This is a genomic window from Hoeflea sp. IMCC20628, assembly GCF_001011155.1.
Classification (GTDB): domain Bacteria; phylum Pseudomonadota; class Alphaproteobacteria; order Rhizobiales; family Rhizobiaceae; genus Hoeflea.
The window spans coordinates 2,203,910-2,226,710 of the sequence record NZ_CP011479.1 but is presented as its reverse complement, the minus strand read 5'-3'; the positions used below and the strand labels follow the sequence as shown (position 1 = coordinate 2,226,710).

20 protein-coding genes are annotated in these 22,801 nt (G+C 60.1%); 16 read left to right on the top strand and 4 right to left on the bottom strand.

Going from position 1 to position 22,801, the window contains the following annotated elements; genetic code table 11:
* Positions 1 to 7: 7 nt before the first annotated feature.
* Positions 8 to 1,312: an Hsp70 family protein gene (locus IMCC20628_RS10515; protein ID WP_047030177.1), complete on the top strand. Its 1,305-nt coding sequence runs from the start codon at positions 8 to 10 to the stop codon at positions 1,310 to 1,312.
* Between the two features lie 58 nt (positions 1,313 to 1,370).
* On the opposite strand, the gene IMCC20628_RS10510 is transcribed toward IMCC20628_RS10515, so the two are convergent.
* Positions 1,371 to 1,712 carry a hypothetical protein gene (locus tag IMCC20628_RS10510; protein WP_047030176.1) on the bottom strand — a complete coding sequence of 114 codons (342 nt, stop codon included), beginning with the start codon at positions 1,710 to 1,712 and terminating at the stop codon, positions 1,371 to 1,373.
* Positions 1,713 to 2,182: 470 nt separating this feature from the next.
* Between IMCC20628_RS10510 and IMCC20628_RS10500 the strand changes: the two genes are divergently transcribed.
* From IMCC20628_RS10500 to lpxB, 14 genes are all read left to right on the top strand, one after another.
* On the top strand, positions 2,183 to 2,917 hold the full coding sequence (locus IMCC20628_RS10500; RefSeq protein ID WP_047030174.1) for a tail fiber protein: 735 nt from the start codon (positions 2,183 to 2,185) through the stop codon (positions 2,915 to 2,917).
* Between the two features lie 278 nt (positions 2,918 to 3,195).
* Entirely contained in the window at positions 3,196 to 4,065 is an 870-nt protein-coding gene (gene rpsB, locus IMCC20628_RS10495; RefSeq protein WP_047030173.1) for a 30S ribosomal protein S2, read from the top strand.
* A gap of 152 nt (positions 4,066 to 4,217) precedes the next feature.
* The gene (gene tsf / locus IMCC20628_RS10490) at positions 4,218 to 5,141 is read left to right on the top strand and encodes a translation elongation factor Ts (protein WP_047030172.1); all 924 of its coding nucleotides are present in this window, start codon (positions 4,218 to 4,220) and stop codon (positions 5,139 to 5,141) included.
* 105 nt (positions 5,142 to 5,246) lie between these two features.
* Positions 5,247 to 5,969, top strand: coding sequence for a UMP kinase (gene pyrH, locus IMCC20628_RS10485; RefSeq protein WP_047030171.1), 723 nt, complete (start codon positions 5,247 to 5,249; stop codon positions 5,967 to 5,969).
* A 57-nt stretch (positions 5,970 to 6,026) separates the two neighbouring features.
* Positions 6,027 to 6,587, top strand: a complete 561-nt coding sequence (frr, locus tag IMCC20628_RS10480) for a ribosome recycling factor (RefSeq protein ID WP_047030170.1) — start codon at positions 6,027 to 6,029, stop codon at positions 6,585 to 6,587.
* Between the two features lie 26 nt (positions 6,588 to 6,613).
* Positions 6,614 to 7,369 carry an isoprenyl transferase gene (locus IMCC20628_RS10475; protein ID WP_280949433.1) on the top strand — a complete coding sequence of 252 codons (756 nt, stop codon included), beginning with the start codon at positions 6,614 to 6,616 and terminating at the stop codon, positions 7,367 to 7,369.
* On the top strand, positions 7,369 to 8,205 hold the full coding sequence (locus IMCC20628_RS10470) for a phosphatidate cytidylyltransferase (RefSeq protein ID WP_047030168.1): 837 nt from the start codon (positions 7,369 to 7,371) through the stop codon (positions 8,203 to 8,205). The genes IMCC20628_RS10475 and IMCC20628_RS10470 overlap by 1 nt, the downstream gene beginning before the upstream one ends.
* 77 nt (positions 8,206 to 8,282) lie before the next feature.
* Complete coding sequence (rseP, locus tag IMCC20628_RS10465; protein ID WP_047030167.1) at positions 8,283 to 9,416, top strand: RIP metalloprotease RseP; 1,134 nt, start codon at positions 8,283 to 8,285, stop codon at positions 9,414 to 9,416.
* A 203-nt stretch (positions 9,417 to 9,619) separates the two neighbouring features.
* Positions 9,620 to 11,989, top strand: coding sequence for an outer membrane protein assembly factor BamA (bamA, locus tag IMCC20628_RS10460; protein WP_047030166.1), 2,370 nt, complete (start codon positions 9,620 to 9,622; stop codon positions 11,987 to 11,989).
* Between the two features lie 50 nt (positions 11,990 to 12,039).
* The gene (lpxD, locus tag IMCC20628_RS10455; RefSeq protein ID WP_047030165.1) at positions 12,040 to 13,113 is read left to right on the top strand and encodes a UDP-3-O-(3-hydroxymyristoyl)glucosamine N-acyltransferase; all 1,074 of its coding nucleotides are present in this window, start codon (positions 12,040 to 12,042) and stop codon (positions 13,111 to 13,113) included.
* On the top strand, positions 13,110 to 13,583 hold the full coding sequence (gene fabZ / locus IMCC20628_RS10450) for a 3-hydroxyacyl-ACP dehydratase FabZ (RefSeq protein WP_047030164.1): 474 nt from the start codon (positions 13,110 to 13,112) through the stop codon (positions 13,581 to 13,583). The genes lpxD and fabZ overlap by 4 nt, the downstream gene beginning before the upstream one ends.
* Positions 13,580 to 14,410 carry an acyl-ACP--UDP-N-acetylglucosamine O-acyltransferase gene (lpxA, locus tag IMCC20628_RS10445; RefSeq protein ID WP_047030163.1) on the top strand — a complete coding sequence of 277 codons (831 nt, stop codon included), beginning with the start codon at positions 13,580 to 13,582 and terminating at the stop codon, positions 14,408 to 14,410. The genes fabZ and lpxA overlap by 4 nt, the downstream gene beginning before the upstream one ends.
* A gap of 5 nt (positions 14,411 to 14,415) precedes the next feature.
* Positions 14,416 to 15,297: a UDP-2,3-diacylglucosamine diphosphatase LpxI gene (gene lpxI / locus IMCC20628_RS10440; protein ID WP_047030162.1), complete on the top strand. Its 882-nt coding sequence runs from the start codon at positions 14,416 to 14,418 to the stop codon at positions 15,295 to 15,297.
* Positions 15,297 to 16,457 (top strand): lipid-A-disaccharide synthase, encoded by a 1,161-nt coding sequence (lpxB, locus tag IMCC20628_RS10435; protein ID WP_047030161.1) that lies wholly within the window; start codon positions 15,297 to 15,299, stop codon positions 16,455 to 16,457. The genes lpxI and lpxB overlap by 1 nt, the downstream gene beginning before the upstream one ends.
* Positions 16,458 to 16,529: 72 nt before the next feature.
* On the opposite strand, the gene gltA is transcribed toward lpxB, so the two are convergent.
* On the bottom strand, positions 16,530 to 17,819 hold the full coding sequence (gltA, locus tag IMCC20628_RS10430; RefSeq protein WP_047030160.1) for a citrate synthase: 1,290 nt from the start codon (positions 17,817 to 17,819) through the stop codon (positions 16,530 to 16,532).
* 314 nt (positions 17,820 to 18,133) lie between these two features.
* Between gltA and IMCC20628_RS10425 the strand changes: the two genes are divergently transcribed.
* Complete coding sequence (locus tag IMCC20628_RS10425; RefSeq protein ID WP_047030159.1) at positions 18,134 to 20,593, top strand: ComEC/Rec2 family competence protein; 2,460 nt, start codon at positions 18,134 to 18,136, stop codon at positions 20,591 to 20,593.
* 165 nt (positions 20,594 to 20,758) lie between these two features.
* Here IMCC20628_RS10425 and lexA read toward each other — a convergent pair whose 3' ends face one another.
* Together lexA and glp are read right to left on the bottom strand one after the other, a co-directional pair.
* Positions 20,759 to 21,475, bottom strand: a complete 717-nt coding sequence (lexA, locus tag IMCC20628_RS10420) for a transcriptional repressor LexA (RefSeq protein ID WP_047032458.1) — start codon at positions 21,473 to 21,475, stop codon at positions 20,759 to 20,761.
* Between the two features lie 111 nt (positions 21,476 to 21,586).
* Positions 21,587 to 22,798 (bottom strand): gephyrin-like molybdotransferase Glp, encoded by a 1,212-nt coding sequence (gene glp / locus IMCC20628_RS10415; RefSeq protein ID WP_047030158.1) that lies wholly within the window; start codon positions 22,796 to 22,798, stop codon positions 21,587 to 21,589.
* Between the last annotated feature and the right edge of the window lie 3 nt (positions 22,799 to 22,801).

Sequence of the window (22,801 nt, the reverse complement as noted above, 5' to 3'; positions counted from 1 at the left end):
CGCAGCCATGGCCAATGCGCTCGGGCTAGATTTCGGCACGACCAACACTGTTCTGGCTCAGCTGGACACAGGCACCGACACTGCATCGGTCCGCTTCAACTCGGATGCCGGGCAGAGCGACACCATGCGCACGGCGCTGTCTTTCATCAAGGATCCGAAGCTCGGCGCCAGCGCGCTGCAGGTCGAAGCCGGCCAGGCCGCCATTCGCGCCTTCATCGACAATCCGGGCGAATGCCGCTTCCTGCAGTCGATCAAGACCTTTGCCGCCTCGGCGCTGTTTCAGGGCACCATGGTGCATGGCCGCCGTTTCAAGTTCGAGGATTTGATGGAAGTCTTCCTCAAGCGGCTCGAGAGCTATGCCGGTGACAACTGGCCGCAGCCGGTCAAGCGCGTCGTCACCGGCCGGCCGGTGCATTTCGCCGGTTCGCGGCCCGATGCCGATCTGGCCATGCAGCGCTACACCGAGGCGCTGACCCGGCTGGGCTTTCCGGAGCTGCATTATGTCTACGAGCCGGTCGCCGCGGCCTTCTATTTCGCTCAGAACCTGAACCATGACGCCACCGTTCTGGTTGCCGATTTCGGCGGCGGCACCAGCGACTTTTCGCTGATCCGCTTCGAGACCCGGGCAGGGCGGATCAGTGCCGTTCCCATCGGCCATTCCGGTGTCGGTGTTGCCGGCGACCAGTTTGACGCGCGGATGATCGATCATCTGATCGCGCCCGAAATCGGCAAGGGCAGCCAGTTTTCGAGTTTTGGCAAGAAGCTCGATGTGCCGGGCAGCTATTATTCGAGTTTCTCGCGCTGGAACCAGCTGTCGATCTTCAAGACCACCAAGGAATATGCCGATCTCAAGAACCTGGTGCGCCAGGCGGTGGAGCCCGACAAGCTGGAACTGTTCATCGACCTGATCGAACATGATGAGGGCTACGCGCTCAACCAGGCAATTTCCGCAACCAAGATGGCCTTGTCCGGGCAGGAAGAGGCTGAATTCCGCTTTGCGCCGCTCGGCAAAGCCGGAGAGAAATCGGTCAGGCGCAGCGATTTCGAAAGCTGGATCGCCGGTGATCTCAGCCGCATCACCGCAGCCCTTGATGATGTGCTCGCTAAGACCAACACCGCACCTGCCGATGTCGACAAGATCTTTTTGACCGGCGGCACCTCGTTCGTGCCCGCCGTGCGCCGCATCTTCACCGAACGCTTTGACGCCAGCCGCATCGAGACCGGCGGCGAGCTGATCTCGATTGCCCACGGATTGGCGCTGATCGGCGAGCGCGACGACATCGCGCAATGGACCGTGCCAGTAGGGGCGTGACAGACACGGTCGGAGCGGCTTTCACGATTGCATCGACCGATTCCATGCTCTGCCAACTCTAGTCGACGAGCCTGATTTCGCCTCGCAGAAGTGCCCTGTAGGATTCGTCTGCGCATGCCTGACGAACCTCTGCGGTCCGCCCCCCGGGTTCGTCGCTGCATTGTGCGGCGCAGATTTCGTCCGCCTTCTTCGCCGCTTGCTTGTATTCCCTCCGCTCATGGCTCCTTACCCTTTCATCGGCGAAGCCATTGGTTTTGCCATAAACGCAAGTTGCATAGCAGATGATCTGCGGCTCACATCTTGTATCGGCTCCGGCAGGTGCGGCAGCGGCAATGCTTGCGCAGAGGCCGGAAGCGAGCAGACCGGCATACAGGGTGGCGGTGAGGCGCGAGCGGGTCATGGTGGACAGTCCTTGGGTCAGTGAAAATGGATGGTAGCGTTAATCGGTATGAGAACATACGTTTCGGCTTGATGCATGCTGGGTTTCGCGGCAGTCGGGTGGTGCCTGTCGATCGCCGGTTCCTCCGCTGAAGCCAATAAGAACAATTGGATTAGGACATTAGCACCATCCTGGAAAAACGCTGTATGCGCAATGTGGTTGGCCAAAGCCGCAAGCAATTGCGGCAGAGACATTCGGCAGCCGACCTATCGCGTGCCGTTACCTCTTTTCGTGCGGTTCCCACGGCGCGCGTACCTGATTTGCCGGGCAGCCGGACAGATTCCTGTCGCTGACACGCTATGGTCGGTGCCGGAATTGGCAAATCTTAGCGTTAGGTCGCTGATCAGCTGTCTGTTAGCGTCCTTGCGTGTTTCCCGTGTCAAAATCAGCTTGCGTGGAGACTTCTGCTGCAAAGCGAAAAGGCTTTTTCGATGTATATTTTTGATTTGGGACGGTTAGGAGAACTGGCGCGCGGGCTGGGAATTCTGGTGATTGCGGCACTGGCAAACGGGTCCGGCCTTGCCGGCTTTGCTCCATCCGAAGCACAGGCAGAAGAATATTTGGGCGAGATTGTATTGATGGCGAACCGTTTTTGCCCGCGGGGCACGATTGAAGCTAATGGTCGATCACTCGGAAATAACGGAGCGCTCAACATGTTCAATGACGGCAACCCGTTTGTCCTGCCCGATCTTCGTGACAGTGGCTCGATGCGATGGTGCGTTGTCGAATCTGGTATTATTCCTCCAAGAGGGTCAGGCAGCAACCGATCCGATGATAGAATGCCTGGTGAAATCGTGGCGTTCGTTACTGGCTATTGCATGGAGGGCTGGGAAATCCAAACCGCCGCGACGCTCCCATATCAAGACAGCATCACGTGGTGCAAGGCATTGGAGAACGGGTATGCCGGTGACGATTCACATTATTACCTCGCCCAAATGCAATTGGGTTCGGGGGATGGCTGTTTGACGTCGTTGGCTGTCCCTGCGGATGGCCGCGCCTTCATTGCGATGGAAAATGAAAAGCTTTGGACGCTTTTGTCTAACGCATATGGCGGCGACAGTCGGAGCAACGGTGAAGGCAGCTTTAACGTGCCTGATTTGGCCTCACCCGCGCCGGGCATGACATGGTGCATCAACAACGGTGGATATTACCCGCCACACAACTGAATTCCGGGGGTGCCAAGGCTGCATGAACGACAGGATCACCTACCGGACGGCACGCGGCGCTTCCGACGGGCTGCGCGCTGGGAGCCGGGAACCAAATGGAAGCGGCTGTTTCCGGCCTTTCCAGCTCTTGTCGCTTGCAATACCGCCTGGTTGCCTGTAAGCGAACCCTATTCCACACGTGGGGCATGGGTTGATCCGGGAGAAATCCGGATTGGTCCGCCGGTGGCGCTTAGCGCTCACGCCCTGCGGAGGTTCAACCGGAAATAGGAGTAATAGGCATGGCATTGCCGGAATTTACCATGCGCCAGCTGCTTGAAGCAGGCGTACACTTCGGACACCAGACTCACCGCTGGAACCCGAAAATGAAGCCGTACATCTTTGGTGCGCGCAGCAATCTTCACATTCTCGATCTCGGCCAGACCGTGCCGATGATGAACCAGGCTCTCAAGCTTGTGTCCGACACCGTGTCCAAGGGCGGCCGCGTGCTGTTCGTCGGCACCAAGCGTCAGGCTTCCGAGATTGTTGCCGATGCAGCATCCCGTTCGGCTCAGTATTACGTCAACGCCCGTTGGCTCGGCGGCATGCTGACCAACTGGAAGACCATTTCACATTCGATCCAGCGTCTGCGCAAGCTCGACGAGATCCTTGCTTCCGAAGCCACCGGCTTCACCAAGAAGGAACGCCTCAACCTCGAGCGCGAACGTGAAAAACTCAACCGCGCACTTGGCGGTATCCGTGACATGGGCGGCACCCCCGACCTGATGTTCGTCATCGACACCAACAAGGAAGGCATTGCCATCCAGGAAGCCAAGCGTCTTGGCATTCCGGTCGTTGCGATCATCGATTCGAACTGCGATCCCGATGTTGTCGATTACCCGATCCCGGGCAATGATGACGCCAGCCGCGCCATTTCGCTTTATTGCGACCTGATCAGCCGCGCCTGCATCGACGGCATCGCCCGTCAGCAGGGTTCATCCGGTGTCGATCTCGGCGCCATGGAAGCACCGGTCGAGCCAGCGCTCGCCGCAGCCCCTGAAGCTGCAGCTCCGACAGCAGCCGAAGCTGCACCTGCTGAAGCCGCACCTGCCGCAGCCGTTGAAGCTGCGCCTGCGGAAGCTGCACCTGCAGAAGAAGCCGCCAAGGCTTAATTCCGGGTTTCGGACAAAACCGGCCCGGCCAAGCCATCGTGCTTTGCCGGGCTGTCACATTTCAATGGCATGGTTGATATGCCGCCAGGCGATTCCGGGTCTGAAGTGCCGTCAAAGGCCGGACCGGACGCCCAAAGAATGAAGAGGCTGTTATGAGCATTACCGCTGCAATGGTGAAAGAGCTGCGCGACAAGACCGGCGCCGGCATGATGGACTGCAAGAAGGCGCTGGCCGAAAACGCTGGCGACATGGAAGCCGCAGTCGACTGGCTCCGTGCCAAGGGCATTGCCAAGGCCGACAAGAAGTCGGGCCGCACTGCCGCTGAAGGCCTGATCGCGGTTGCGTCTGAAGGCAAGTCAGCTGTCGTCGTCGAAGTTAACTCCGAGACCGATTTTGTCGCCCGCAATGACGGCTTCCAGGATCTGGCCCGCTCGATCGCGACTGTTGCTTTGACCACCGATGGGTCCGACGCTGCTGTTGCCGCTGCAACCGTACCGTCCACCGGCAAGTCGGTCACCGACACCGTCAAGGACGCCATCGGTCATATCGGCGAGAACATGAGCTTCCGCCGTTCGGCCAAGCTGTCTGTCGATGACGGTGTGGTTGCCACCTATGTGCACAACGCGGTTGCCGACGGTCTTGGCAAGCTCGGTGTCATCGTCGCCGTCAAGTCGACCGGCAACGCCGAGGCTTTGAACGCCATTGGCCGTCAGGTCGCCATGCACATCGCCGCCACCAACCCGCTGGCATTGACCTCCGATGACGTCGATGCCGCCATCGCCGACCGTGAACGCAATGTGTTCATCGAGCAGGCGCGCGAATCGGGCAAGCCGGAAGCCATCATCGAGAAGATGGTCGAAGGCCGTATGCGGAAGTTCTTCGAGGAAGTAGCCCTTCTCTCGCAGTCTTTCGTGATGAACCCCGACCTGACCGTCGGTGAGGCAGTCAAGGCTGCCGCTGCCGAAGCTGGTGCCCCTGTTGAAATCGCCGGATTCGTCCGCTTCCAGCTCGGTGAAGGCATCGAGAAGGAAACCAGCGACTTCGCCGCCGAGGTGGCTGCCGCTGTAAAGGGCTGACACTGGGCGCCAGACGCCGCATTGTTGAAAAAGCACAAGGGCATCGCGTGACAACGCGGTGCCCTTCGTGTATCCGGACCTGACACATCAGATCCGGACCATTCCATGACATCAAAGCCCCTCTTTAAGCGCGTTCTCCTCAAAGCCTCGGGCGAAGCCCTGATGGGTAGCCAGGGTTTCGGCATTGATGTTGCAGTGGTCGACCGCATTGCCGCCGATATCTCCGAGGTTCACGCCATGGGCGTCGAAGTTGGTGTCGTGGTTGGTGGCGGCAATATTTTCCGCGGCGTCGCCGTCGCGTCAAAGGGTGGTGACCGGGTGACCGGCGACCACATGGGCATGCTGGCAACCGTGATCAATGCGCTCGCGCTGGCCACGTCACTGCGCAAGCTCGGCGTTGACACCGAAGTGGTCTCAGCGGTGTCGATGCCTGATATCTGCCAGAATTTCTCGCAACGCGCGGCCCTCAACCATCTCAAGCGGGGCAGGGTGGTGATTTTTGCCGGCGGCACCGGAAATCCGTTTTTCACCACAGATTCCGCTGCGGCCTTGCGGGCAGCCGAAATGGGCGCCGAAGCCATACTCAAGGGAACTCAGGTCGATGGCATCTATTCCGCCGACCCGAAGAAGTTCCCCGAAGCCACCCGCTATGACACAATCACCCATGACGAAGTGCTCAACAAGGGGCTTGCCGTCATGGACGTCGCCGCCGTAGCCTTGGCGCGTGAAAATTCTATTCCGATCATTGTCTTCTCCATCCACGAAAAAGGCGAATTTGCCAAGATTATGGTTGGAGAAGGCCGCGCGACCATCGTTCGCGATCATTAGAACGCGGGCGACCGCGCTGCATTAGAGAAGCAGGGGTTCCTGCAAGGAGGACTTGGGATGAGTGAAGGTGCTGACTTGAAAGAACTGAAACGTCGCATGGAAGGCGCCATTACCGCTTTCAAGAGTGATCTGGCCTCCTTGCGGACCGGCCGTGCGTCGCCCAACGTGCTCGATCCGGTGATGGTTGAAGCCTATGGTTCACGTGTACCGCTCAATCAGGTGGCCAACGTCACCGTGCCGGAACCGCGTATGCTCGGCGTCTCGGTCTGGGACAAGCAGATGGTCGGCGCAGTCGACCGCGGTATCCGCGAAGCCAATCTGGGGCTCAACCCGATTGTCGACGGACAAAACCTTCGCATTCCCTTGCCCGAACTCAACGAAGAGCGCCGCAAGCAACTGGTCAAGGTGTCCCATACCTATGCGGAAAATGCCCGCATCGCTGTTCGCAATGTTCGCCGCGACGGCATGGACGCGCTCAAGAAGGCGGAAAAGGACGGCGACATCAGCCAGGACGACAGCCGCCGCGAGTCCGACCAGGTCCAGAAGATGACCGACGAGAAGATCGGCGAAATTGACCACTTGCTGGTCGAAAAGGAAAAGGAAATCATGCAGGTTTAGGCACGACTCACGCTACTAGTCGGGAAATGGCCAAAGCAATGCAATCCGCAGTCCCCATCAACACGCCTCGGCATGTCGCCATCATCATGGACGGCAACGGCCGTTGGGCCAATGCGCGCGGCCTGCCGCGCACAGCCGGCCATCGCGCCGGCGTCGAGCGCGTTCGCGAGGCGGTGCGCACCGCCGCCGAGGCCGGAGTCCAGTATCTGACCCTGTTTGCCTTTTCCTCCGAGAACTGGAACCGGCCGAAGGAAGAGGTCTCTGACCTCATGGGCATCCTGCGGTTCTTCATTCGCAGGGATCTAGCCGAGCTGCACCGTGAAAACGTCATTGTGCGCGTCATCGGCTGTCGCCAGACTATAGAGCCTGATATCCGCGCATTGCTCAACGAAGCAGAGGATCGGACCCGCGACAACACAGGCGTAACACTGGTGATCGCCTTCAATTACGGTGCCCGTGACGAATTGGTGCGTGCCACCCGCCAGATTGTGGCAGCGGTAAAGGCCGGTCAACTGGATGACGCGACCATTGACGAGATGACCCTGTCGGCCTTCGTCGATACCGCTGGAGTTCCTGATCCGGATCTGGTGATCCGCACCAGTGGCGAACAGCGGCTTTCCAATTTCCTGCTGTGGCAGGCGGCCTATTCGGAGTTTGTCTTCATGCCCTGTCTGTGGCCGGATTTTGACCGCAACGCATTTCACGATGCGCTCGCCGAATTCAATCGCCGGGACCGTCGTTTCGGCGCGGTGCCGACGCCAAACATGGCGGTCGGATCCTGATGTCGCGCGAACTGCGGCTTCGGATCATGTCAGGCGTTGTGCTTGGTGTGCTGGTGCTGGCCGCGACCTGGATCGGCGGCATCTGGTTCACATTCCTCGCTGTCCTGATCATGGTGCTCATGCATTATGAATTTTCCACGATGGCCAACGCGCCGGTCAAGGCCCCGCTGGCCAATGCAATTGGTTGGCTTGCCATTCTGGCCACCGCCGTGTTTGTGCTCACCTCCTTGCCGGTGATGGCGCTGGCCGCGATCTTTATCGGCGCAGGCGGCGCGGCGTTTGCCGGAATCAAGCGTGGCGCAGGCCCCTGGTCGGCGGTCGCGGTGCTTTATGCAGGGTTTTCCGGTCTGGCGCTGGCGGAGATTCGCGGCGAGGGGCTGTTTGGCCTGTTTGCCATGCTGTTTGTCCTTGCCATTGTCTGGGCCACCGACATTCTGGCCTATTTTTGCGGCCGGGCCCTGGGTGGTCCCAAGCTGGCGCCGCGCATATCGCCCGGAAAAACCTGGTCGGGCGCCATTTTCGGGGCTGCCGCGGGCGTTGGCGCAGGGGTTGGCGTCGCACTGGCCATCCGTCATGGCGGCGGCTGGATGATTCCAGTGGTGGCTCTGGTTCTGTCGGTCGCATCTGAGGCCGGAGACCTGTTTGAATCCTGGGTCAAACGCCGTTTTGGCGCAAAAGATTCCAGCCAGCTCATTCCCGGTCATGGCGGTGTCATGGATCGGGTCGATGGTCTTGTCTTTGCCGCATTTGCGGCCTTCTTGTTGGGAAATCTGCTGCCGCTTTCCGATCATGCCGGCGTGGCGGACGAGCTTGCGGCAAGGTTGCTCGGGTTATAGCAACGCGGACCAGCGGCCAAAACCGCTTCGAACGAAGCTGACGCGAGTGTGCTTGCGTCATGAAAGGACTTCACTTCATGGAATATTTGACAACCTCGGTTGGAAACGTGCTGAGCGCCTTGCCGCCGTTTTTGCTGGTGCTGACCATTGTCGTCTTCTTCCATGAGCTGGGCCACTATCTGGTCGGCCGCTGGTGCGGCATCAAGGCCCAGGTCTTTTCCATCGGCTTCGGACCGGAACTATTTGGCCGCAACGACCGTCACGGCACACGCTGGAAGCTTTCGCTGATCCCGTTGGGCGGATACGTCAAGTTCCTCGGCGACGAAAATGCCGCCAGCATGCCATCGGGCGCTGATGCGCAGACCCAGGGCGAAGCCGCGGTTCCCGGATCATTCCCCGGAGCCTCGTTGTGGCGCCGCGCCGCCACGGTCGCAGCCGGTCCGATCGCCAATTTCATTCTGGCCATTGCCATCTTCGCCGTGATGTTCTGCACCAATGGCCGCATGATCGCCGATCCCATCGTTGCCCAGGTCCAGCCCGCAAGCGCTGCCGAAGCTGCCGGCATATTGCCGGGCGACCGCTTTGTTGCCATTGACGGCGTGCAGATCGAGATTTTCGACGACGTGCAGCGCTATGTCAGCGTCCGTCCCGAAGTTCCGATCACGGTCACCATGGACCGTCAGGGCGCGCTGATCGACCTGACACTGACGCCGGCCCGAACCGAAATCTCCGACCCTTTCGGCAACAAGATGGAAGTCGGCCGAATCGGTGTGGTGACCAACAATGATGCCGGCAATTTCAGGCTCCGCGAATATGGTCCGCTCGAAGCGGTCGGCGAGGGGGCTGCCCAGAGCTGGTACATCGTCACCCGCACCGTGGATTACATCGGCAATATCATCACCGGTCGTGAAAAGGCCGATCAGCTGGGTGGACCGATTCGGGTCGCAAAATATTCCAAGGACATGTCGACGCTTGGTTTGGCTGCGCTGATCCAGCTGGCTGCGGTGCTTTCCGTCTCCATCGGTTTGCTCAATCTGATGCCGATTCCGATGCTGGATGGCGGACACCTGATGTTTTACGCCATCGAGGCCGTGCGTGGCCGCCCGCCGGGCGAAGTGGCGCAGGAATGGGCCTACCGGGTCGGCTTGACGCTGGTGTTGGCGCTCATGCTTTTTGCAACATGGAACGATGTCACCATGTTGATCGGTTGAAATCACTGGGGTAGCCGTGCTAACTGACTGTTAACCCTGTATTCGATCAAACGTGGCGAAAGCGCCACGGTTGAGAAGGAAGTAAACAGAATTTAACTCCGTCCCTTGCTTGTATAATAAAAGCGGGTAAAACGGGCGCAAGTCATGACTCACGATGCGTGCCTCCGTTTGGGGTATTCGAGTAAAAAAAGGTAATAAGATCAATGAAGGCCGGTTCAAACCTTTTGAACGCAGTGTCGGCGGTAGCGCTGACCGCGGGGATCGTCGTGACAGGTGCAGGCGTTGCGACGCTTGCCGGAGTTACAATTGCAGAGGCGTCTGTCATCAGCCGCATTGATGTTCGGGGGAATTCCCGTGTTGACGCATCGACCGTCCGCGGCAATCTGACGATCTCTCCAGGTTCCAGCTTCAACAACAATGACATCGACGAATCGGTGAAGCGGTTGTTCGCCACGGGCTTGTTTTCCGATGTTCAGATCAGCGTGTCCGGCTCGACCCTGATCGTGACTGTCTCCGAGAACCAGATCATCAATCAGGTGGTGTTCAACGGCAACAAGAAGCTCAAGGACGTTGCGCTCTCGCAGGTCGTGCAAAGCCGCCAGCTTGGTGCTTACAACGATCTTCTGCTGCAGGCTGACGTTCAGGCGATCAAGGATGCCTATTCGGCCATCGGTCGCAGCGACGCCGTGGTGACCACGCGTCTGGTCCCTGTTGATGGCGGCCGCGTCAATATCGCGTTTGAAATCAACGAAGGTGATCGCACCAAGATTTCTTCGATCAATTTTGTCGGAAACCAGGCTTTCGGCGATGGCCGTCTGGCTGACGTCATCACCACCAAGCGCTCGGGCATGCTGTCATTCCTGTCCCGCAAGGACGTTTACGACGAAGACAAGCTGCGCGCCGACGAAGAGTTGATGCGCCGGTTCTATTACAATCGCGGTTACGCTGATTTCCGCGTCATCTCTTCCTTTGCCGAGCTTGATGAAGCCAACAATGAATATGTTGTCACCATCACGGTTGAAGAAGGCGAGCGCTACGTGTTTGGCGATGTCAGCATCGAAAGCACCGTGCCGGGCATTGATTCCGACTCCCTGAAAGGCCTGATCGAAACCCGCAGCGGTTCGGTCTACAGCGCCAAGGATGTCGAAGACACGATCATGGCGATTTCCGATCGCGTCGCCACCCAGGGCTATCCCTTTGCGCAGATCACGCCACGCGGCGATCGCGATTTCAACAATCGCACCATCTCGGTGGTCTATCTGGTTGACGAAGGCACACGCGCTTATGTCGAGCGGATTGAAATTCGCGGCAACACCCGCACACGCGACTATGTCATCCGTCGTGAATTTGATCTGTCTGAAGGCGATGCCTTTAACCAGGTTCTGGTGCGTCGCGCCAAGAAGCGTCTTGAAGACCTCAAGTTCTTTTCCTCTGTCGATATCTCCACCCAGCCGGGCTCGCAGCCTGACCGCGTGGTTCTGATTGTCGATGTGAAGGATCAGGCAACCGGCGAATTTGGCGTTGGTGGTGGTTATTCCAATACCGATGGATTTACCGCAACTGTCGACATCACCGAGCGCAACTTCCTCGGTCGTGGCCAGTACATCCGCGCTTCCGTAGGCGGCGGCACCGACACGCGTGAATACAGCCTGTCCTTCACCGAGCCTTATTTCCTTGGCTATCGCCTGGCTGCCGGCTTCGATGTTTTCAAGAAAATCGATTCAAGCTACAGCGGCTTTGAAGAGGAGACACAGGGTATCAATCTGCGCATCGGTGCGCCGATCACTGAAAACCTGTATTTCCAGACCGGCTTCAAGTTTACGCAGACTTCATACAGCGGCATTTCGACCATTGCTTCCAATCCGGAGGCGAGCGTGATTACCCGCAACATCGCCAATGGCGGCTATGACGTTGCTGCGCTGTCCTACACTCTGGCTTACAGCACGCTGGATGACCGGACGTTGCCACGCGAAGGCATCTCGGCACGTCTGACGCAGGAATATGCTGGTTTGGGTGGGGATGCCGATTATCTCAAGACCACGGCCAAGGCGAGCTACTTCCACATGCTGTCCGAATCTGCCGATCTGATCGGCCAGGTGACCGCTGGTGCCGGGCACGTGGTATCGACTGGTAACAGCCTGAACGTGTTCGACCATATGTTTATCGGGCAGGAAACCATCCGTGGGTTCGACACCCGTGGCGTCGGCCCGCGCGTGTTTGATACCGTTAGCAATACCTATGTCGGCTCGGCCGGTGGTACGACCTATTTCAACGGAACCGTCGAAGTTTCGGCCCCAATGCCGTTGGTTTCGCGCGATCTTGGCCTTCGCTTCAATGTCTTTGCCGATGCTGCGACGTTGTATGGCAATGACATTGCAGCTGGCGATTTCACGGTTGGTGGCAATACCCAGAAATTGTTCGGAAACAGCATGGACTGGCGCGCTTCGGTCGGTGCCGGTATCACCTGGGCTTCGCCGTTCGGTCCGTTGCGGGTCTATTACGCCGAACCGGTCGTCAAGCAGAACTTTGACGAGGTCAAGAAATTCGGCTTTGGCGCCTCAACGCGCTTCTGATTTGACACGGGTGGCGGCTTGGCCACCCGGTCCCTCGCTTTGGTTTCCTTATGGACACAGTTCGTTTTTTCCCTCCGCATGAAGGCATTTCGCTTTCAGACCTCTCCGGTCTTTGCGGAGCTGAATTGGCGAATCCGGCGTTCGGCGATCGGCAGGTCGTCGGCGTAGCGCCTCTGTCGCGCGCAAGCGGTGCCGAAGTGGCTTTTGCCGGGTCTCGGGTAGCCTTGCCGGATTTGAAGAAGTCCGTGGCTGCGGCCGTGTTCGTCACCAGCAAGCTGGTCAGCTATGTCCCCGACGGCGTCGCAGCATTGGTCACAGCCAAGCCGCAACTTGCCTTTGCGCTGGCTGGCGCCGCATTGACGCCCGCCGCCGTGCGGCCGGTGCAACTGACCACTGTCGTCGGAATTTCCGAATTTGCCAAAGTCGACCCTTCGGCAAAATTGGAACAGGGTTCCATTGTTGAAGCCGGTGCCGTCATTGGCGCCCGGGCAGAAGTCGGCGCAGGCACGGTCATTTCAGCAGGTGCGGCCATCGGTCCGGATACGCGCATTGGCCGCAATTGCCATATTGGGCACGCTGCAACTGTGCAGCACGCCTTGATCGGCAACAATGTCATCATACATCCCGGCGCCCGCATTGGTCAGGATGGCTTCGGCTATGTCCCCGGACCTCGCGGCCTGGTCAAGATCCCGCAAATCGGCAGGGTGATCATTCAGGACCACGTCGAGATCGGTGCCAACACGTCGGTGGATCGCGGCGCGCTCGACGACACGGTCATTGGCGAAGGCACAAAAATCGACAATCTGGTTCAAATTGGGCACAATGTCCGCATAGGACAGCATTGTGTCATTGTATCCCAGGTCGGGATCGCCGGAAGCGCCACCATCGGCAATGGCGTGATGATCGGCGGGGCATCGGCCATCAACGGGCATATCAGCATCGGCGATGGCGCACAGATTGCGGCCTTCAGTGGCGTGGCAGGCGACGTGCCTGCCGGCGTTCGCTGGGGCGGCGTTCCTGCCCGGCCGCTGATGGGGTTTCTGCGTGATGCGGCGGCTGCCAACGAGCGCGCGTTTGGCAGGCCCGGCAAGACAGACACAGACAAGCGCGGAGATGGCAAATGACACAAGCTGAGACGACGACACTCGAATCCGCCGGTATTCGTGAAATCATGCGCCTGCTGCCGCATCGCTATCCGTTTTTGCTGGTCGACCGGATCATCGACATCGATGCCGACAATTCGGCCATCGGTATCAAGAATGTGACGGCCAGCGAACCGCATTTCACCGGGCATTTTCCCGGCAATCCGATCATGCCCGGCGTTTTGATCATCGAAGGCATGGCCCAGACCGCAGGGGCGATTTGCGCCAAGGCGGTGGGCGGCAACGACAAGATTGTCTACTTCATGACCATCGACAACGCCAAATTTCGCAAGCCGGTCATTCCTGGCGACCGGCTTGAATATCATGTGACCAAAACCAAGCAGCGCGGCAACATCTGGCGCTTCCATTGCGAGGCAATGGTCGAGGGCGTCAAAGTCGCCGAAGCTGACATCGGAGCGATGCTTGCTCCGGCAGAAAGCGAGACCGAATGACAATCACAGCGCAAGCCGGTCTGCATCCGGCCCGCATCCACCCGTCTTCCATTGTTGAAGCGGGTGCCGAAATCGGATCGAATGTCGAAATCGGCCCGTTTTGTCATATTGGTTCCAAAGTCAAACTCGGCGACAATGTCCGGCTGATGAGCCATGTCGTCATCGACGGCAACACCACCATCGGCGATGGCACCGTTGTCTTCCCCAATGCTGTGCTCGGCTGCGCGCCGCAGAACATCCACTACAAGGGTGAAGACACAGAATTGATCATCGGCCGGTCCTGCACGATCCGTGAGGGTGTCACCATGCACCCCGGCATGCCGGATTTTGGCGGCCAGACCACGGTCGGCGACAACTCGATGTTTCTGGCCTATTCGCACGTGGCGCATGATTGCCACGTCGGCGATAATGTCATCCTGTCCAACAATGTCTTGCTGGCCGGCCACGTCACCATCGGTGACCGCGTCATCATGGGCGGCGGTGCAGCCGTGCACCAGTTCACCCGTATCGGCCACCATGCCTTTATCGGCGGTCTGGCAGCGGTCAGCAACGATGTCATTCCCTATGGCATGCTCAACGGCAATCCGGGTGTGCTGATGGGCCTCAACATCATCGGCATGCAGCGCTCCGGCTTTGACCGACCGGCCATTCACGCGGTTCGCCGGACCTTCAAGATGATTTTTGATCCGGCAACACCGATCCGGGAAAACATTGCCCGGGTACGCGAACAGCCAGACAACAATGCAGCCGTAATGGATATCATCGGCTTTATCGACGCCGAAAGCGAACGTGCGCTGTCATCTCCGGCGCGGGGTAAGCGAGGCTGACGCCGGTGACCGCTGCAACGGGTGCGCTTGAAATCTCAGGCCGGCTGGCAATCCTTGCGGGAAAGGGCCAGTTTCCTGTCCTGATCGCCAAGGCAGCACGGCAGTTGGGTCATGACCCCTATATTTTCGGGATCAAGGGTGAGTCTGACCAGGATTGGTCCGGCTTTGACCATTTTCAGATCAGCATCGCCGATCTTTCGGCTTTTTCAAAACTGGTGCGCCGCGAGGCGATAGGCTCCATCGTGCTTGCGGGCGGCATCGGCCGTCGGCCCAAAATGTCGGACGTCCGCCCGACCTGGCGATCTCTGCTGGCGTCTCCGGCCTCGTTGCGGCTGCTTGCTTCAGGAGGCGACGACAAGCTGCTGCGCTTTGCCATCAAGGTTCTGGAAAATGAAGGCGTCAAGGTTTTGGGCGCGCAACAGGTGGCGCCAGGATTGCTGGGGCAGGTCGGCCCGCTTGGACTGGTGCGTCCGGACAAGAACGATCTGAAGGATATCGCCGCCGCGTCCGAGGCGGCGCTGGCGCTTGGCCGGCTGGATGTCGGGCAGGGGGCGGTGTCCGTGCGCGGCCGTGTGGTTGCCCTGGAAGGGCTTGAGGGGACTGATGCCATGCTGGAGCGCGTGGCAGGTCTGCGCGTCGACAAGCGGCTCTCAGCCGGACGTGGTGGGGTTCTGGTCAAACTGTGCAAGCCAGGCCAGGATGAGCGTGCCGATCTGCCGTCCATCGGTCCAGACACGGTGACCAACGCCCATGCAGCCGGACTCGCCGGGATCGCGGTCGAAGCGGGACGGGCGCTGGTACTCGAGCGCGAGACTGTGGTTGCCGAGGCGGACAGGTTGGGCCTGTTCGTAATCGGCATAATACCGGGTGCGGAAGGACAAGGCTGATGGCAACGCTGAAACTGGCTGTTGTTGCCGGCGAACCATCCGGCGATATTCTCGGCGCGGATCTGATCCGTGCCATAGCCGCCGAAACAGGTCAGCAGCCGGAGTTGGTTGGCGTTGGCGGTCCGCGACTGATAGCCCAGGGCCTGACATCGCTGTTTGATTACAGCGAATTGTCGATCATGGGATTTACCGCGGTCATCGCAAGATTGCCGAAACTGATCCGGCGGATCCGCCAGACAGCCGACGCGATCATCGCATCGAGGCCCGACTGCCTGGTGATCATCGACAGTCCGGATTTTTCGCATCGCGTTGCTCGAAAAGTTCGCCAGGCTTTGCCGGACCTCAAGATCATCAATTACGTTTGTCCCACCGTCTGGGCCTGGAAGCCGGAGCGGGCGGCAGCAATGACCGCCTATGTGGATCACGTGCTGTCGATCTTCCCGTTCGAGCCGGAAATTGTCGCGCAGCTTGGCGGGCCACCGCTGACCTATGTCGGGCACCGCTTGATGGATGATCCGGGCCTGGTTGCCGCGCATGAGGCTCAGGTGGCCCGGCGGCAGAGCAGAGCGCAAGATGAGCCGCCGATGTGCCTGATCCTGCCGGGTTCGCGCCGCAGCGAGGTCAAGCGGCTTGCACCGGCGTTTGGCGAGGCGGCAAGACTGCTTGCCGAGATCAATCCGGAGATGACCTTCGTGCTTCCCGCCGGCGCCCACGTCGAACGCCAGATCCGCGACGAGGTTCTGGATTGGGATGTCGCTTGCAAGATAGTCACCGGCGACACAGCCAAGTGGCAGGCCTTTGGCCGGGCTGATGTTGCGATTGCGGCCTCCGGCACGGTTCTGCTGGAACTGGCCTTGACCGGTGTCCCGCACATGTCCTGCTACAAACTCGATCCGATCGCCCGTATGCTGTTCAACAAGATCACCACATGGACCGGTGCGCTTCCCAACCTGATTGCCGGGCACGTCGTCATTTCCGAGTTTTACGACAATCAGGTGCGCGCCGCACGTCTGGCGATCATGGCCGATCAACTGGCCGGGGACACACTCTATCGCGCCGCCGCGCTTGAGGATTTTGACCTGATCTGGTCACGCATGCGAACCGGCCAACCCGCCTCGGAACTCGCTGCCAAAACATTGCTTTCAGTCATCGGCCGCTGATCAGCGGACTGAGGCTCGGGCATGAAAAAAGGCGCCCGAAGGCGCCTTTTTCGAAGTTGAAGCCAAATCGCTTCAGCGTTTGGACACCGGTATATAATCGCGCGACGGTTCGCCGATATAGAGCTGGCGGGGACGGCCGATGCGCTGGCCCGGATCTTCGATCATTTCGCTCCACTGGGCAATCCAGCCGACGGTGCGGGCGAGAGCGAACAGCACGGTGAACATGGTGGTCGGGAACCCCAGTGCCTTCAGCGTGATGCCCGAATAGAAGTCGATGTTCGGATAGAGCTTCTTCTCGATGAAGTAGGGATCGGTCAGCGCAATCCGCTCGAGTTCCATCGCCACTTCGAGCAGCGGATCGTCCTTGATGCCGAGCTCGCTGAGCACTTCATGGCAGGTCTTCTGCATGATCTTGGCGCGCGGGTCGTAGTTCTTGTAGACCCGGTGACCAAAGCCCATCAGCCGGAAAGGATCGTTCTTGTCCTTGGCCCGGGCGACGAATTCAGGGATTTTGTCGACGCTGCCGATTTCCGCGAGCATGTTGAGCGCGGCTTCGTTGGCGCCGCCATGCGCAGGACCCCAGAGGCAGGCAATGCCGGCTGCAATGCAGGCAAACGGATTTGCGCCGGACGATCCGGCAAGACGCACGGTCGAGGTCGAGGCGTTCTGTTCGTGATCGGCATGCAGGATGAAGATGCGGTCCATGGCGCGGGCCAACACCGGATTGACCTCGTAATCTTCACACGGCACTGCAAAGCACATGCGCAGGAAGTTCGAGGCATAATCGAGATTGTTGGTCGGGTACACGAACGGCTGGCCGATATGGTACTTGTAGGCCATCGCCGCGATCGTCGGCATCTTGGCGATCATGCGCATCGAAGCGACCATGCGCTGATGCGGATCGGTGATGTCGGTTGAATCGTGATAGAACGCTGACAGCGCGCCAACGCAGCCGCACATGACGGCCATCGGGTGGGCGTCGCGGCGGAATCCGGTGAAGAACCGGCTCATCTGCTCATGCACCATGGTGTGGCGCGTCACCCGGTAGTCGAAATCAGTCTTCTGCGTCGCCGTCGGCAGTTCGCCATAAAGCAGCAGATAGCAGACCTCGAGAAAATCTCCGTGCTCAGCCAGTTGTTCGATCGGGTAGCCGCGATGCAACAACACCCCTTCATCACCATCGATATAGGTGATCTTGGACTCACACGAAGCCGTGGAGGTGAAGCCCGGATCATAGGTGAACGCTCCGGTATTCTTGTAAAGCGTGCCGATATCGATGACATCAGGACCGATGGTCCCGGTCTTGACCGTTAGGTCGACCTCTTTGCCGTCCACACTGAGTTTTGCTTGTCTGTCTGCCATGGCATGTCCTTCCACAAATGCAGGTCCGCAGCGCATAGCCGCGACCTTGGATGACCGTCATGGGTTAGCTATATGATTTCCCTCACCCTGCCAAGCTATGCGGAAGGCTAATTTCCACATCGCAAAATTGAAATATGATGCTTGGGATCGACTTTTAGCGCGCTGCGATAAGATATTGGAAATGCGCGAAAAATCTTGTGAAATCCAACAGGCCGGCGGCGCCGGGCGCAAGGCGTGCGCAGCCGTTGCTGCCATTTAGGGTGGCATTTACTCAGGCGCCGGGTGTAGTCTTGAATGCTTCAAGCGAGGCGTGCATGAAGCAGGCAACACGCATGGGGCTGAACCACCACATGGATGGGGCTGACAGGCCGCTCCGCCCCGCGCAGATGCGTGCCGATGCCGCCCCTGCGCTTGTATCCCTGCCAGAGCCGCATCGCCTGACCCCGTTGGGACGCTCGGCGGTCAGGGCGGCCCCGCAGCGGCTCCGGGGTGCACTTTCGCAGGCTGCCAGCCGTGAGCGCGATTGCGGACTGGCGTTTCTGTTCCTGCCGGTGGCCATGGGCGGTGGTGCCGGGTTATTCTATATGAGCCCCACTGATCCCGACCTGTTCATTGTGGGGGCAGGGATGCTGATTGCGCTGTTGTTGGCAGCGCTGTCGCGGCAAAACCACATTGCTGCAGCCCGTTGCGCAACATTTTTGGCGGCATTGTTAGCCGGTGCCCTTGCTGCGGGCATCGAGCAGCAGCGCGGCGCTGTTCTGCTCGATTCGGATGTGACAACCCGGATTGACGGACGGGTTGACGCACGTGAATTCGATGGTCAGGGCAGGGTCTGGTATTTGATCGATCTGGTTTCGACAGCGGATCCGGAAATCCGCCGTCCGCCGGCGCGGGTCCGGGTTGTCGCGCGCGCACCGCACCAGCCGGTGCCGGTCGGAGCCTTGATTTCCGGCCGGGCGCGCCTGTCCTCGCCCTCCGGTCCGGTGATGCCGGGCGGTTATGATTTTGCATTCAAGGCCTTTGTCGACGGGATCGGGGCGCATGGTTTTTTTTACAGCACACCAGAGACCGCCGCACCGACGCTGCGGCAAACCGGTCTGGTGCACCTCCTCAAGCTTCGGTTGAGAACGGTACGCGAACAGATTTCGATGCGGATTCGCACCGTGCTGCCGGGCGATCCGGGCGGGGTCGCGGCAGCCCTTGCTGTCTCGGACCGGCGCGGCATTTCCAAGGCGACACAGGATGCGCTCAGGGCCACGGGTCTGGCCCATATTCTGGCGATCTCCGGCCTGCACATGGCGCTCGCCGCCGGCACGCTCTACATCGGACTGAGAAAAGGCCTGGCGCTGTTTCCAACGCTGGTTGAAGCGTTCCCGGTCAAGAAGATCGCAGCCATCGGCGCGCTGCTGACGGCCACGGCCTATCTGCTGATTTCCGGCGGCAGCGTCGCGACACAGCGCGCCTGGGTGATGCTGGCCGTCATGCTGATTGCCGTGCTGGCTGATCGCAGCGCGCTGACCATGCGCAATGTCGCCCTTTCGGCAATTGTCATCATCGTGCTGACGCCGTCCGCAGTGGTCGGTCCAGGATTTCAGATGTCATTTGCAGCCACCGCCGCGCTGATAGCGGCCTATGCCGTCTTTGCAGGCCGCGCCCGCGACCGGCCGGTCTCTGCGCCCGGCTTGCTTGGCGGGTCGATGCCTGTTCGCTGGTTCGTTGCTCTGGCCAGACTCATGCTGGGCCTGGCCATCACCTCGCTGGTCGCGGGAGTGGCCACCGGGCTGTTTTCCGCGCACCATTTTCACCGGGTAGCCGGCCATGGGCTTCTGGCCAATCTGCTGGCAATGCCGCTGGTGACCTTGGTGGTGATGCCTGCGGGGCTGGCCGCGATGTTGCTGATGCCGTTCGGCCTTGATGCCATGCCGCTGCAACTCATGGGACGTGGCATCGAAGGTGTCATCGCGATGGCCAATTATGTCGACAGTCTTGGCGGCAATATCACCGTCGGCCAGATCCCGCTCGCCGCCACCGCCACTGCCGGTGCCGGGCTTGTCTTTCTTGTGTTTCTCAGAAGCTGGCTGCATCTGTCGGGTGCGGTCTTGATCGCTCTGGGTATCGCCTTGGCGCTGCCGCCGCTCGCACGGCCGGGTCCCGATATCCTGATCAGCGAGGATGGGAAGCTGGTCGCGCTGGTCGGGCCGGAGACCTTGGCCAGCAATGCCGCGCGCCCTTCGGCTTTCGTGTTTGAGCAATGGCAGGCTGCCTTGCGGTCGCCGCCGCATTTGCCGCCGGCGAACTATCCTCAAGCCGCAGCTGACGATGTTGAAAAGGTCAAACTGCTCGATGGCTTGCTGGCCGCAGCCGTAGGCGCCCCGTCTCGGTTCCATTGCGCCGGGCGTGGTATCTGCGCCGCCATGCATCACCAGGCAAGGCTGATCGCCATCAATCAGGCGGCACTGATCGGCGCAGCTTGCGACCGGGCGGACGTCGTGGTGGTGGCAATACCTGTCCATATGCGGACCTGCCGCTCGGGCGCGGTGCTCGTCACCTCGCGCAGCCTGCGCCGCAGCGGGGCTATGACGCTCACCATTCTGGCCAGGCCATCAGCCGCGGCAGAGGATCAGTCAGAAGATCTGTCGGGTGGAGGCAGGGTCGGGAAAACAATGAAAAGGCCGGAATTCAGGATCAGGACGGCGCTGCAAGGTATCGTCCGCCCCTGGACGATCCAGCGCTATTACGACTGGCGAACCCGAAGCTATGATCTGCCTGATTGAAGGGGAGTCACCGCGGGTCGCGCGAGAGCGCGCAGCGGTCTTGCGATGCCGACATGCAATAGCATCGGCCAGTTGCGCTTCACCCGTGTCCGTTGCGACGTCACAACAACTTGAAGGCGTCAGGCCGACCGGATCGCCCGGTCAGCCACATGCTTGCAGATCGGGTCAGTGATAGCGCCGGATCAGGCCGACAAGCTTGCCCTGCACCTTGATCCGGTCGGGACCGAAAATGCGGGTCTCATAGGCCGGGTTGGCCGCTTCAAGCGCAATCGAGGCGCCCTTGCGGCGGAACCGCTTCAGCGTGGCTTCCTCGTCATCGACCAGGGCCACGACAATGTCACCGGGGCTTGCGGTCGACACGTTGCGGATCACCACGGTGTCGCCGTCGAAAATCCCGGCCTCGATCATCGAATCGCCTTTGACCTCGAGCGCGTAGTGATCACCGGGTCCGATCATCTCCACCGGCACGGTGATGGTGTGGGTGATGTTCTGGATCGCCGAAATCGGAACACCGGCAGCAATCCGGCCCATCATCGGCACTTCGGCCACCTGCGAGGCCTCGTCATTGGCGGCCGTGGCGCGGCGGGTTGGCTCCGGCGTCTTGCCAAGGCTGCCCTCGATGACGCTGGGCGAGAAGCCGCGCCGGGGCTGCAGATTGGCCTGGTAGCTGTCGGGCAGTTTGATCACCTCAAGCGCGCGCGCCCGGTTTGGCAGCCGGCGGATGAAGCCGCGTTCTTCCAGCGCCGTGATCAGCCGGTGAATGCCGGATTTGGACGCCAGGTTGAGTGCATCCTTCATTTCGTCGAACGAAGGCGGGATGCCGCTTTCTTTCATCCGTTCGTGAATGAAGAGAAGAAGCTCGTGCTGTTTGCGCGTCAACATTGTCGATTTACCCCGGTGGCCGGCTCGCTGGTCGAGCGTGAAACAAAACCAGAACTCAGCTAGCATGTTCCATATGTGTTCCGCAAGGGCTAAAGAAACAATGAAAGAACATCAGGGGCGCAAAACGAGCACGTCGCAAGTAGAACCGGCTTTTGCAGGTAATGCGAAAGGCGGCCTTATAATCAGGCAGCGTGCGTCTGCGAACACCTTGATCAGCGATGAATCCTGGTGAGCCGCCGGAGTTGCGGTCAATTGTCCATTCGGTCCGGTGGCAAGGTCACTTCGGATATAGTCCTGACGCTGGTCATTCTCCGGCATGTCCTTGGTCAGTATGGCTTTTTTCATCCGGTCCGGATCCGGACGGCCGCCAAGCCTGGTCACCAGCGGCTCGAGAAACAGATGCGCGCACACCAGGCTTGAGGCCGGATTGCCAGGCAAGCCCAGCACCCGCATAGGGCCGAGATTGCCCGACATCAGCGGCTTGCCGGGGCGCATGGCGATACGCCAGAAATCCAGTGCCATGCCGCGCCCGGTCAGCGCCTTTTGTACCAGGTCATGATCGCCCACCGAAGCACCGCCAATGGTCACCAGCACGTCCGCGCCCTGCGCCAGTGCCGAATCAATTGCCGAATCAAGCGCCTCCATGCGGTCAGCCGCAATGCCCAGATCAATGATGTCAGCCCCGGCCTCACGCGCCAGGGCTGCGACGCCAAAGGTGTTGGATGCGATGATCTGATCCGGGCCGAGCGCCTGGCCGGGCAGGCGCAATTCGTCACCGGTGGCGAGAATGGCGACCCGGGGTTTGCGCGTCACAGGCAACGATGCGTGGTTCATCGCTGCGGCAAAGGTGATGGCGCCGGCATCGAGCAGCCGTCCGGCTGCAAGGCCGATCTTGCCGGTCTCGAAATCATTGCCTGCATCGCGGATGAAACGGCCCGCGACCGGCGCCTCGTTGATCCGGACGGATCCGTCCTCGAGCCTTTCGGCATGTTCCTGAATGACGATGGCGTCCGGGCCTTCGGGCACCGGCGCGCCGGTAAAGATGCGAATCACAGATCCCGGGGCCAATGCGCCGTCAAATCCATGACCGGCAGCAGATTCGCCCTGCAACGTCAGAATGGCTCCGGCGCTCGCCTCGCTGGCCCGCACTGCATAACCGTCCATGGCGGAGGCAGCGAAGGGAGGGTGGGTCCGCAACGCCTTGAGGTCACGGGCAAGCACCCGCCCGGATGCCTCTGCCAGCGGCAGCATCTCCGGTTCGCTTGCAGGCGCCGCAGTCTCGAGTATCCGAGCGAGCGCTTCGTCAACCGGCATCAATGCCATTGG